The 12,382-nt window shown below is 41.4% G+C and carries 10 protein-coding genes; 3 read left to right on the top strand and 7 right to left on the bottom strand.

Features of this window, described 5'->3' with window-relative positions:
• Positions 1–230: 230 nt before the first annotated feature.
• Complete coding sequence (locus Q8G36_RS10020; protein WP_305159959.1) at positions 231–1,694, top strand: alpha-amylase; 1,464 nt, start codon at positions 231–233, stop codon at positions 1,692–1,694.
• Positions 1,695–1,857: 163 nt separating this feature from the next.
• Positions 1,858–3,093, top strand: coding sequence for a peptidase T (gene pepT / locus Q8G36_RS10015; protein ID WP_305159960.1), 1,236 nt, complete (start codon positions 1,858–1,860; stop codon positions 3,091–3,093).
• A gap of 63 nt (positions 3,094–3,156) precedes the next feature.
• Here the strand turns inward: pepT and Q8G36_RS10010 are convergent, their stop codons facing one another.
• Positions 3,157–5,226 carry a catalase gene (locus Q8G36_RS10010; protein ID WP_305159961.1) on the bottom strand — a complete coding sequence of 690 codons (2,070 nt, stop codon included), beginning with the start codon at positions 5,224–5,226 and terminating at the stop codon, positions 3,157–3,159.
• 371 nt (positions 5,227–5,597) lie between these two features.
• Positions 5,598–7,046: a DEAD/DEAH box helicase gene (locus Q8G36_RS10005; protein WP_305159962.1), complete on the bottom strand. Its 1,449-nt coding sequence runs from the start codon at positions 7,044–7,046 to the stop codon at positions 5,598–5,600.
• Between the two features lie 296 nt (positions 7,047–7,342).
• Between Q8G36_RS10005 and Q8G36_RS10000 the strand changes: the two genes are divergently transcribed.
• A complete protein-coding gene (locus Q8G36_RS10000) occupies positions 7,343–7,672 on the top strand; it encodes a heme oxygenase (protein WP_305159964.1) in 330 nt (109 codons plus the stop codon).
• 63 nt (positions 7,673–7,735) lie between these two features.
• Here Q8G36_RS10000 and rlmN read toward each other — a convergent pair whose 3' ends face one another.
• The 5 genes from rlmN to Q8G36_RS09975 all read right to left on the bottom strand — a co-directional run bounded on the left by rlmN (position 7,736) and on the right by Q8G36_RS09975 (position 12,375).
• Positions 7,736–8,803, bottom strand: a complete 1,068-nt coding sequence (rlmN, locus tag Q8G36_RS09995; RefSeq protein ID WP_305159965.1) for a 23S rRNA (adenine(2503)-C(2))-methyltransferase RlmN — start codon at positions 8,801–8,803, stop codon at positions 7,736–7,738.
• A gap of 81 nt (positions 8,804–8,884) precedes the next feature.
• Positions 8,885–9,364: a 23S rRNA (pseudouridine(1915)-N(3))-methyltransferase RlmH gene (gene rlmH, locus Q8G36_RS09990; protein WP_063234290.1), complete on the bottom strand. Its 480-nt coding sequence runs from the start codon at positions 9,362–9,364 to the stop codon at positions 8,885–8,887.
• Positions 9,365–9,751: 387 nt separating this feature from the next.
• Entirely contained in the window at positions 9,752–9,913 is a 162-nt protein-coding gene (locus Q8G36_RS09985; protein ID WP_065310847.1) for a CxxH/CxxC protein, read from the bottom strand.
• A gap of 176 nt (positions 9,914–10,089) precedes the next feature.
• Complete coding sequence (locus Q8G36_RS09980) at positions 10,090–11,310, bottom strand: S1C family serine protease (protein WP_305159966.1); 1,221 nt, start codon at positions 11,308–11,310, stop codon at positions 10,090–10,092.
• A gap of 270 nt (positions 11,311–11,580) precedes the next feature.
• A complete protein-coding gene (locus Q8G36_RS09975) occupies positions 11,581–12,375 on the bottom strand; it encodes an MBL fold metallo-hydrolase (RefSeq protein ID WP_305159967.1) in 795 nt (264 codons plus the stop codon).
• Positions 12,376–12,382: the final 7 nt, after the last annotated feature.

Raw genomic sequence — 12,382 nt, 5'->3', positions numbered from 1 at the left:
AAGCCTTCCGGGTTATTCCTCAACATTTGAATAATTTTTAGCTGCTAATCAATATAAAATACCCTTATTTGGTATAAAATAGTAATATAGAGAGGTAAATGAACCTCAATCTAGAGGGTTATTCACTTGTTTATCATTTGAATTTAGGGGGTAAAGATTTTCATTATTACTTTATCCGATCGTACAGTTTCACTTTTGTTAAAAACGGGTCGGTGTCAGGGGGGGAACGGATGAAAAGAAATCATACGATGATGCAATTTTTTGAGTGGCATCTTGAGGCAGATGGTTCTCATTGGGACAGATTGAAATATGCAGCCTCCAAGTTGAAGGATATAGGAATTGACTGCGTTTGGCTTCCGCCAGTTACCAAAGGGCAATCCGTTGGGGATAATGGATATGGAATATATGACGGATACGATTTGGGGGAATTTGACCAAAAAGGAACAGTTCGCACCAAGTACGGGACCAAAGATGAATTGCTGCAAGCAATAGCCACCTGTCATAACTACGGACTTTGCGTTTATATCGATTTAGTCATGAACCATAAAGCAGGAGCTGATGGAACCGAAAAATTTGAAGTCATTGAAGTCAATCCAGAAAATCGTATGGAAGATATCTCAGAACCATTTGAAATGGAAGGCTGGACTAAATTCGATTTTCCAGGCCGTAAAAATAAATACTCTGATTTTAAGTGGAACCATACTCATTTTAATGGTACAGACTATGATGCCGAAAACGACAAAATGGGTGTCTATCGAATCACAGGCGAAAATAAGCACTGGAATAAGCATGTCATCGATGAATTCGGAAACTATGATTATTTAATGTTTGCCAATATCGATTACAGCCTGCCGGAGGTTCGTCAGGAAATGATTAGTTGGGGAAAATGGATGGTTGATACGTTAAAGTGTGATGGTTTTCGTTTGGACGCCGTTAAACATATCGATTATGAATTCATCAATGAATTTCTCCAAGAACTCATTCCCTATACAAAGGAACATTTCTTCATGGTCGGCGAATTTTGGAAGGCGGATGTTAAAGCTTGTCAAACATACTTAGAGCAAACCAATCATGACCTCAACTTGTTCGATGTTTCCCTGCATTATAAATTTCATGAGGCCTCAAAAGCAGGAACAGACTTCGACCTCTCAACCATCTTTGATGATACCCTCGTCCAAACCAATCCGGCACAGGCCGTCACTTTTGTCGACAACCATGACTCCCAGCCTCATGAATCATTGGAATCTTGGGTAAAGGACTGGTTCAAACCATCGGCATATGCACTTACTTTACTTAGACTTTGCGGTTATCCGTGTGTCTTTTACGGGGATTATTATGGAATCGGCGGACCTTCTCCAGTGCCTGGGAAAAAGGATATTCTAGATCGCCTATTATATGCTAGGTATGAAAAAGCTTACGGAGAACAGACGGACTACTTCGATGATCCAAATACGATAGGCTGGGTCCGGCACGGAGTTGAAGAGCTAGAAGGCTCGGGGTGTGCCGTCATTATCTCGAATGGAGATCACAACAGTGAAAAAAGGATGTTCGTCGGTGAACATCGTGCTGGCGAAATCTGGAGTGATTTAACTTGTCATAGAGATGACCACATTACCATTGAAGAAGATGGTTTCGCGACATTCCCCGTTCATGGGAAAAGCGTATCCGTATGGGCCTTGAATAATCCACTCTAAAGAGAGATGGCAAAGAACGGCATGTCGTTTGCAGATATGCTGTTCTTTGCTGATGACACACCTATGAAGAATTGGAAATAAGTCTTTATGTCTCATAGAGAAAGATAATTTTTCCATTCCAATCAATCATGGTAAGATAAGGGAAAAAGGAGTTGAAGGAAAAATGAAAAATGAAATCATTGAAAGATTCACTTCTTATGTGAAAGTGGATACCCAATCGAATGAGGAAAATCCCTCATGCCCCTCTACACCCGGACAGTTGACCTTGGCAAATGCATTGGTCAAGGAACTTCAATCCATTGGGATGAAGGAAGTGACAATTGATCAGAACGGATATGTCATGGCAACCTTGCCAGCCAATTCAAATAAGGATGTCCCGACAATCGGTTTCTTGGCGCATGTCGATACAGCAACGGATTTCACAGGAAAAGAAGTAAAACCGCAAATCGTTGACAACTATGATGGCAAAGATCTTACTTTACATGAAAAATTGGATGTCATTCTTTCACCTGATGATTTTCCTTCGCTTAAGAACTATATAGGGCATACCTTGATTACAACGGATGGGACAACCCTGTTGGGAGCAGATAATAAGGCTGGAATTGCCGAAATCATGACTGCCATGGATTATTTGATCCAGCATCCGGAAATCAAACATGGAAAAATCCGTGTTGCTTTTACTCCCGATGAGGAAATCGGCAGGGGACCCCATAAGTTTGATGTAGATGCTTTTGATGCCCAATTTGCTTACACCGTGGACGGTGGCCCACTTGGAGAACTTGAATATGAGAGCTTCAATGCAGCATCGGCCAAAATCCTGATCAAAGGGACGAATATTCACCCTGGTACAGCTAAAGGGAAAATGGTGAACTCGACAAAAATCGCCATGGAATTCCATAATAAGCTCCCAGTGGCAGAAGCACCGGAATATACGGAGGGTTATGAAGGATTTTATCATCTGCTTTCATTTCACGGTGATGTGGAAGAGACCAAGCTTTCTTACATCATCAGGGATTTCGACCGCCAAAAATTTAATGACCGCAAGGAATATATCACAAAAGTAATCGAAGATTTAAAAGAAAAATATGGGCAAAACCGTATCCAGCTTGAATTACACGACCAATACTTCAACATGAAAGAAAAAATAGAGCCCGTGAAGGAAATCGTGGATATTGCCCATGAAGCAATGGAGAGACTCGATATAAAACCGAAAATCTCACCAATACGAGGTGGTACGGACGGTTCCCAATTATCGTATATGGGCCTGCCAACACCCAACATCTTTACGGGCGGGGAGAACTTTCATGGCAAATATGAATTTATTTCCGTCGATAATATGATCCTGGCCACTAAGGTGATCGTTGGCATTGCATCGCTTTTTGAAGAAAAAGCAAAGTAGCTTGATGTCTTTACTGAAAAACCAAAACCCCCGACTCCAAGTCTGGGGGTTTTTCATCCAATATTAAGCGCGTTTCCAGTGACGGTGCTTGGCAATTGCCTCGATAAAGGCAGAACCACTATTTTTATCCGTAACAGCTACAATCCCTGAGGCTGGATCATTGGAAACGATGCCTGCCTTCGATAAGATCTCGGCTCCTTCTTTTCCCGCACCAATCGCTTTGAAATGATTGTAGGCTTCATCAACAAAGTAAATGGGTTCCTTGGATGCCTTTAGAGCATCGACACTCTCCTGGCCTCCTGCCACATATACAGCGTCGAAAAGTACCGAATCGGCTGTCAGGAATGTCTGATTCACCTCAACCTGCTGGCCTTCAGAGCCTGTAAGCACTCCACGATTATTACTGATGATTTCAGCCGTTATACCTGCCGATTTAAATGATTCCAAAACTTGATTAACCTCTGAACCGTTGAAACCATCTGCAGCCAGGATTGCCACTTTTCTTGTTGCCGCCGTGTTCACTTTCATTTGCTCCTGGCTTAAGGCCGGAGAAGCCAAATCCATTTTGACCTCACTCTTGTTGGCTGGAGGATTCACGCCCACTCCACTAGCGATTGTTTTGGCCAGTTCGACATCCACATTGCTGAACATCTCGACAATTTGCTGTTGAACGTCCTTACTTTTCACTTTTCCCACTTCAAAGTGGAAAGCCTGAATAATATGCTCCTTCTCCACTTCCGTCATGCTATTCCAAAATAGTTTAGCCTGGCTGTAATGATCCTTAAAGCTTTCACTGCGTTGCCGGACCTTCCTGCCATCAACTTTTTCCTGGTAATGTGCATAGCCGCCTTCCTCTTCCGAAGCAGGTTCAGGAGAGTTGCCTGCAAGGGAATTTTTGTGGTAGCTGGCCTGCCCTGGATTTATTGACATCCGGTGCATACCATCGCGCTGATTATTATGAACGGGGGCAACCGACCTATTAATCGGAAGCTCATGGAAGTTCGGTCCTCCTAATCGGGATAGCTGGGTATCCGTGTATGAGAATAAACGTCCCTGAAGCAGCGGATCATTTGAAAAATCAATACCCGGAACAACATGCCCCGGATGGAAAGCTATCTGTTCCGTCTCTGCAAAAAAGTTATCCGTATTTTGATTCAAAACCATTTTTCCGATTATTTTCACCGGAATTTGTTCTTCCGGCCATAGTTTAGTAGGATCGAGGATATCAAAATCGAATTTGAATTCATCTTCTTCCTTAATCATTTGCACGCCAAATTCAAATTCAGGATAATTTCCGGTATCTATCGCTTCCCACAGATCTTGGCGGTGAAAATCAGGATTCTTCCCTGCAATTTTCTGTGCCTCATCCCATACAAGGGATTTAACTCCCAGTACAGGCTTCCAATGGAATTTAACGAAATGAGCCACGCCTTGTTCATTTACAAAACGGAATGTGTGGACACCAAACCCTTCCATCATTCGGAAACTTCTCGGTATGGCCCTATCAGAAAGATGCCACATGATCATATGTGCCGTTTCTTCATTGTTGGCGACGAAATCCCAAAAAGTATCATGGGCAGACGCGGCCTGAGGTATTTCATTATGAGGCTCCGGTTTAACCGCATGAATTAAATCCGGGAACTTAATGGCATCCTGAATAAAAAATACCGGAATATTATTTCCTACCAAATCATAGTTTCCTTCCTCAGTATAAAACTTTGTAGAGAATCCCCTTACATCACGGACCGAGTCTGCCGACCCGCGGGAACCTGCTACCGTGGAGTAACGAACGAATACTGGTGTCTTGACTGAAGGGTCTTGAAGAAACTTGGCTTTTGTATATTCGGTCATCGGTTCATATACCTGAAAATATCCATGTGCTCCAGATCCACGGGCATGGACAATCCGCTCAGGAATACGCTCATGGTCAAAATGAGTCATTTTTTCACGGAAATGAAAATCCTCCATCAAAGTTGGACCACGGGTTCCCGCTTTCAAAGAATGCTCATCCTCAGAAATACGCAAACCTTGGTTAGTCGTCATCTTTTTCCCAATATCGTCCACTCGATATTGATCCAACTGCCGCTGCTTACTTTGCTCATCGATTCTACCGCTTTCATTTGCTTTTTTCATCCCTTTTCATTCCCCTCCATATCTAAGATTTCAGATTAAATCGTGCTGTATGTATTTTCTTTATTCGAAATAATTGCGTTATCCTTCCTCATATACCACTCTATTTTGACGGATAAACAGAATTCAGAAAAAGAATCTCACGTCCTCATGAAACAAAAAAGGTTATTACAGTGAGGACTGATTATTTCGGGGGGAGGTCGAATTATTTCCGAATGGGTCGAAATATCCTGGCGCAGGTCGAATTATTTCCGGATGGGTCGAATTCTACCCGTCCCCCAGTTTTGAAACACTGGGGACGGGTAGAAAAACATATAAAAAAGAAGCGGGAAGACCAATTTTTGGTCTTCCCGCTTCTTTTTCATTCAACACCTTTAGTTCTTAAAGGCCTCTGAAACCTTCAAAAGTTTGCCTTTTACTTTTGTATTTTTCATCACTTTCAAGACAAGCGGTCCCTTTTCATTCAATATTTCCACATAAGAAACATTATCCTGGATCGTAATGATCCCGATGTCCTCTGCATTCACCCCATCAATCTTAGCAATGGTTCCGACAAAATCCACAGCCCTTAGTTTCTTTTTCTTTCCGCCATTAAAATACAGCTTCATGATTTGTTTATTCAATTGTTCACTTTTATCTTTTTTGATCTTTGGACGAGCTTCCAGTTTGGCTTCGAATTCCATTTTTTTATTGGCGACTTCCTCTTTTGAAGGAACAATCATCTTAGAGATTTCAAAACCGATATATCCTTGAATCTCAGAAAGGAATTTGTCTTCGTACGGCGTCACAAAAGTAATGGCTTTTCCTTTTTTACCGGCACGGCCCGTTCTTCCAGTTCGATGTACGTAACTTTCCTTTTCCAATGGCAGGTCATAGTTAATCACATGGGTTATATTGTCGATGTCAATTCCACGTGCAGCAACATCTGTCGCAACCAAATAGCGGAATTCACCTCTTCTGAATTCATTCATCACGGCAAGGCGATCTTCCTGAAGCATGCCGCCGTGAATCATATCACACGGATATTCCAGTTCCAGCAGCTGTTCACATACTTGGTCAACCCTATCTTTTGTCCGACAGAAAATGATGCAGCTATCGGGGTTTTCCGTTATGGTGACGTCTCTAAGCAGGGAAAACTTATCATCTTCTTTCACTTCAATAAGAGCATGTTCTATTTTCTCCGTCGTTACCCCCTTTGCTTTGATTTCAATATCCAAAGGATCTTTCATATATTGCTTGCATAGCTTTTTTATACTCTCAGGTAACGTAGCAGAGAACAGCATGGTTACTCGATCTTTCGGAAGCTCTTTAATAATGGCTTCCACTTGTTCAATGAAGCCCATATTCAGCATTTCATCCGCTTCATCAATAACTAAATGAGTTAAGCGTTCCAAGGCGAATGTCCCTTTCTCGATATGATCCAGAACACGCCCCGGGGTTCCAACGACTACATGGCTTTTTTGTTTTAATTCAGCTTTTTGCAATGCGAATGGATGTTTTCCATAAACCGCAGTAGCCTTTATCCTTTTAAATCTGCCTATATTCGTAATATCTTCTTTTACCTGTACAGCAAGCTCACGTGTCGGTGTTAAAATAAGCGCCTGAGGCTTATTCTCCTCCCAATCGACCATTTCGCAGATCGGTATGCCGAATGAAGCGGTCTTGCCACTTCCCGTTTGGGATTTAACGACAAGATCCCGCTTTTTCAGCGCCACTGGAATCACTTCACGCTGTACTTCGGTTGGACGTTGATATCCCAAGCTTTCTAATGCCCTTACAATTTCATCGCTTAATGTATAATCAGTAAAACTCAATTCATTCATATAACAGCCTCTTTTGTTGTTTAGTATGTTACTTTATTGTTTCCATAATCGTAATTTCCTTATACAAGGTTCTATTATACGCGATATGCACCGATAAACCTTGTAATAACCAAATTCAATTGCCTTATTTCAATATAATGAAACGTCCGTCTTCATTAAAACAATGGTCATCAGGATATCATGATCTGAGTTAATCAAAATGGACCCTGCTTCTTTCAATATGCTAAAATATGTATGATATAAAAGCCGAAATAGGGTGTAGCTTCTAAACCGATGTCCAAAAGGAGTGCTGATTTATGATAATCGTAACGAATAGAATCAGAGTCAAAAAAGGGATGGGTGCAGTCATGGCCCCAGGATTTACTGCACCAGGTCCACTTGATACTACGGAAGGCTTCGTAAAAGTTGAAGTATTATTAACGCAGAATTTGTCGGACCACGATGAACTGAGCGTTAATATGTACTGGGAAAACCTTGATAACTTTACTGCCTGGAGAAATAGCGATGCATTCAAAGCTGCACATAAACGGCCTGAACAAGGTTCGGGTGCAAAAAAAGAATCTCCAATTCTAGGCAGCGAGCTTACAACGTATGAAGTCGCCTCGGTAAAGGAAATAGCTAAATAATAAAATCACGCCAAAAAGAGGCCGCGATATATGCGACCTCTTTTTGTTTTTTCTCTTAGTGAATTACTGGGCTTCAGCTTTCTTGATTTGTTTGCTTCTAAGCTGGCCGCATGCCGCATCAATATCCGTTCCATGTTCTTGGCGGATTTTACAATTTACGCCCCTCTTTTTCAGCGTATCATAAAACGAGAGAACGGACTCTTTTTCACTTCTTTGGTATTGACTATGCTCATCTACAGGATTATATGGAATCAGGTTGACATAGAGCCGATGTTTTTTGTCCTCAAGAAGATTGGCGAGTTGCTCGGCTTCTTCTTGATGGTCATTGACATCTTTCAATAGGATATATTCTATCGTAATTCTCCTATTCGTTTTCTCTAAATAATAATCAAGAGATTTCATTAATTTTTCTATCGGAATACCTCGGTTTATTTTCATGATTCGTGTCCTGAGTTCATTATTCGGCGCATGTAATGAGATGGCCAGATTCACCTGTAATTGGGTATCTGTGAATTCATAAATCTTATTGGCAAGACCGCTCGTCGAAACAGTAATCCGCCTAGCAGCGATAGCAAGACCCTTATGGTCCATGAGCACCTTCAAAAAGTCTATCATATTTTCAAAGTTATCGAACGGCTCACCAATCCCCATTACAACAACATGGCTTACAACATCCTCTTGTTCCAATTTATCCAGATGCAGTTGAACGTTCATGATTTGTTCCACTATTTCCCCGCTGGATAAATCACGGCTTTTGGCCAATAATCCACTGGCACAGAAACTGCAGCCAATATTGCAGCCCACTTGGGTGGTGACACAAACCGAAATTCCGTATTTATGTCTCATCATAACCGTTTCGATAAGGTTTCCATCCTGTAATTTAAACAAGAACTTGATCGTACCATCCGCTGATTCTTGCTTAACGTGCTCGGTCAAAGTCTGGATGACAAAGTGCTCTTCAAGTAATTGTATGCACTCTTTATTAACATCTGTCATTTCAGAGAAATTCGTCACACGTGTTCTATAAAGCCACTCCCAGACTTGGGAAGCTCTGAATTTTTTATGGCCATGGTCCAAAAGCCATGCTGTCAATTGTTCGAATGTTAAACCATAAATGGACTTTTTATTCATTCGTTACCCTCTTTTCATTACATTAAGATTTAATATTTTACCCTATTACCATTCTGGGTATTTCCCCCGGAATCAGTTCTTTCATTTATGATATGGTTCATTTCTATTTATCCGAAAAGCCCGATATATTTGCTCCACTAGAACCAGTTTCATTAATTGATGCGGAAAGGTCATTTTCGAGAAGGAAAGGGCATAATCACTTCTTGATAACACCTCAGTGCCAAGCCCAAGCGACCCGCCAATAATAAAGGCAATTTTGCTCTTTCCATAAGTGGCGAGCTGATCCATATGAGTGGCCAGCTGCTCTGAAGTAAGCTGTTTTCCATTGATCTCAAGCGTTATTACGTAGGTGTCCGGGCTGACTTTCGCCAGGATTCGTTCACCCTCCTTTTGCTTTACAATGTCCATGTCCGCTGCACTCAGGTTCTCCGGAGCCTTTTCATCCGGTACTTCGACAAGTTCTATATTAGCATAGGCGCTTAACCTTTTTGTATATTCAGCAATTCCTTGCTTTAAGTATTTTTCCTTTAGCTTGCCAACAGTAATAATCGTTATTTTCATATATATCCTCTAGCTTTCATTATGTTTTTACTATCAATTGTTGGATTTGCCTACCTATTATCATACCTTACAGTGTCCTATAAGCAAAACAAGCATATCCTTTCCAATTTTTAATGTTTTTAAAATAAAAACCGCTGCCATGAAAGCGGCAACGGTAACTTTCATTATTTTTTAATGTTTATTGAAGAAATTGGGATGGACATAGTTCAGATCCGATAAATAATTGTGATGATTATTCGTACAGCCAAAAGCTTCAATCTAAACCGTTCCACCCGCGCTTTCATCTCCGGAAAATGTTAAGAACAGGTTAAGAACAGGTTACGAACAGGTTATCCACAAAAGTTATCCACATATCCACAAAAACTATCCACATCTTGTATGGGAATATTAGTTCCCTACTAGATATATTGCCACGTTTCGACAATATTCACAGGTTGTTGATAACTGATTTTCTTCGGGAACCAGCGTTAAAACAGGATAGGTTTCACATTCGTATACCACTTCATCCAGCGCCATGTCCACGTGTTCCTGACAGCAATATAATTTCATCTTTCATATCTCCTTTCCCACTCATTATTCCCAGTACTTCCATTCCCAATTATCCACAAGTTACTTGAGATCTTTAATTTCAGTATATATCCACAGGTAATCGTAACAAAAAATAAGAAAATCGCAAGGAAATAGAAAGGACAGGAGGCATTTTTCCCCCTGTCCTTTTGTGCTTTTTAAATTTCGCTGCTAGAAAGCGTGACTTCCGTAGTTTCTTTCTTTCCGTCACGGTAATAAATGATTTTAACTTTATCACCGATTTTCTTTTCATTGTAAAGATATTTTCGTAATTCCACGACGTCATGGATTTTTTCATTATCCATTCCAACTACGACGTCAAATTCCTTCAATCCTGCTTTGGATGCTGGAGAATTGCTTTGAACGCCTGTTATTGCAACGCCAGAAGTAACTTTCCTTGGCAGCTTTAATGTATTTTGTTGATGATATTGGGAAATTTCTTCAACAGATGCCAGGTTCACACCTAAGAAAGCACGTTTCACTTCACCAAATTCCTCTATATCATTAATAATCGGGATAACTGAATCGATCGGAATGGAAAGACCGATTCCTTCCACTGCATTTTCTGCAATCTTCATCGAATTTATTCCGATGACCTGCCCAGACATATTAACGAGTGCCCCTCCGCTGTTACCTGGATTAATCGCCGCGTCGGTCTGGATGACCTCCGCATTCCAATCCACTTGTCCGTCCTCATTGATATCCACCTCTATCGTGCGCTCCAAACCGGAGATGATCCCTTGTGTAATCGACCCAGAGAATTGAAGGCCTAATGGATTACCAATGGCAATGACGGGCTCACCAGGTTTCAATTTGCCGGAGTTTCCGAATTCAGCAATGGTTTTGATTTTTTCACCATTCACGACAATGACCGCTAAATCTGTCCATGGGTCACTGCCTTGTAGTTCAGCTGGCAATTTAGTGCCATCACTTAATGTCACTTCAAGTTCATTAGCGCCTTCAATGACGTGATTATTCGTGACGATATAGGCCTTGCCGCCATCTTTCTTGTAGACTACTCCAGAACCAGTGCCGGCTTCTGCCGAACTGTCCTCGGCGTTGCTCCCTTGACCCCAGAAGTTCGTTTCCTGAATGTTAGTGATGCCGACCACTGCGTCGCTGGCTTTATCAACGGCATTGGTGACGGCACTTGTTACATCAAGAGTAAGGTTTTGCTGGGACTGCTCCGTGGTCTCTCTCTCGGTTGATTTTTCCGTTGTAATTTCGTTTTCATCGTTATTTAACAGTCCACTTCCCGGAAAGGCTAATAAAATAAGTAAGGCCCCGATGATGGCGCCCCCCAAGCCTGCTAGAAAATAGCTCGTATGGCTTTTTTTCCGTTTATTCTGGTTCTCATCATTCTGATCATAATAACCCAAGACCGCCCCATCCTCTCATTTTAGGAATGAATTATAGCAATTCTATTGTTTGGTATCCTCCCTCAATTATACTCAATTACCGAAATTTTTCTAAAAAAATGCATGCTTAATTTAAGGGGCAACATAAAATGGACTAGTATCAGCCATTTTCCTTTTACCTATACAGTTCTAACCAAACGATACCCCTTTTAATCCGATCCGTAACTTACGAATCGAAATTTTTAAAAATAAAAAGGAATGAACAAGGTATCCCTCATCCATTCCTTTTATTTATAACGTAACAAGTTCCGTTGGTCTTTTCGGGTCAGTATCGTATAAGGAAAATTGTTCACCAACGATGATCCCCTTTGTCTTTAACGTCTGTTCCACCGACATTCTTGCTAAATCCTTCATATTGTTATCAAGGCTTAAGTGGGCCAAGTAAATACGCTTGGTCTTATCACCGGCCACTTCACTCATTGCGAGGGCAGCGTCTTCATTACAAACATGTCCGACATCACTTAAAATCCGGCGCTTGATGCTCCATGGATATTTTCCCATCCTCAGCATGGACACATCATGGTTACTTTCAAATACATAAGCATCGGCATTCGAGATGATTCCTTTCATCCGATCACTTACGTACCCTGTATCGGTAATGACCACAAGTTTCTTATCTTCATGATGAAAGACGTAAAACATCGGCTCTGCTGCATCATGTGAAACGCCAAAAGATTCTATATCAAGACTGCCGAACGTTTTGACCTGTTCCATTTCAAATGTGAATTTTTGTTCGGCTGCAATTTCACCGATTGATCGATCCATGGCATCCCATGTTTTTGCATTCGCATATATCGGGAGTTTATGTTTTCTGGCAACCACGCCAAGACCTTTAATATGGTCGCTGTGTTCATGGGTAACAAGGATACCGGACAGCTTCGACATATCACGGCCTATATCCTGAAACAATGCTTCCAGGGCTTTACCGCTTAAGCCGGCATCGACAAGGAATGATTGATCCTCCGTTTCCACGAAAAAGGCATTTCCTGTACTCCCGCTTGCGAGAACACTAAAATGCATTGTCATCTTATAC

This window comes from Peribacillus frigoritolerans, assembly GCF_030676415.1.
GTDB lineage: Bacteria > Bacillota > Bacilli > Bacillales > DSM-1321 > Peribacillus > Peribacillus frigoritolerans_A.
The sequence above is the reverse complement of the archived record's forward strand: the minus strand, read 5'-3'. Positions and strand labels throughout refer to the sequence as shown.

Bases quoted from the DNA above. Each gene is read 5' to 3' on its own strand.
- rlmN (WP_305159965.1), bottom strand. From the start codon at position 8,803: ATGAATAAAAAGTCCATTTATGGTTTAACATTCGAACAATTGACAGCA.
- Q8G36_RS10020 (WP_305159959.1), top strand. From the start codon at position 231: ATGAAAAGAAATCATACGATGATGCAATTTTTTGAGTGGCATCTTGAG.
- pepT (WP_305159960.1), top strand. From the start codon at position 1,858: ATGAAAAATGAAATCATTGAAAGATTCACTTCTTATGTGAAAGTGGAT.
- Q8G36_RS10010 (WP_305159961.1), bottom strand. From the start codon at position 5,226: ATGAAAAAAGCAAATGAAAGCGGTAGAATCGATGAGCAAAGTAAGCAG.
- Q8G36_RS10005 (WP_305159962.1), bottom strand. From the start codon at position 7,046: ATGAATGAATTGAGTTTTACTGATTATACATTAAGCGATGAAATTGTA.
- Q8G36_RS09975 (WP_305159967.1), bottom strand. From the start codon at position 12,375: ATGACAATGCATTTTAGTGTTCTCGCAAGCGGGAGTACAGGAAATGCC.
- Q8G36_RS10000 (WP_305159964.1), top strand. From the start codon at position 7,343: ATGATAATCGTAACGAATAGAATCAGAGTCAAAAAAGGGATGGGTGCA.
- rlmH (WP_063234290.1), bottom strand. From the start codon at position 9,364: ATGAAAATAACGATTATTACTGTTGGCAAGCTAAAGGAAAAATACTTA.
- Q8G36_RS09985 (WP_065310847.1), bottom strand. From the start codon at position 9,913: ATGAAATTATATTGCTGTCAGGAACACGTGGACATGGCGCTGGATGAA.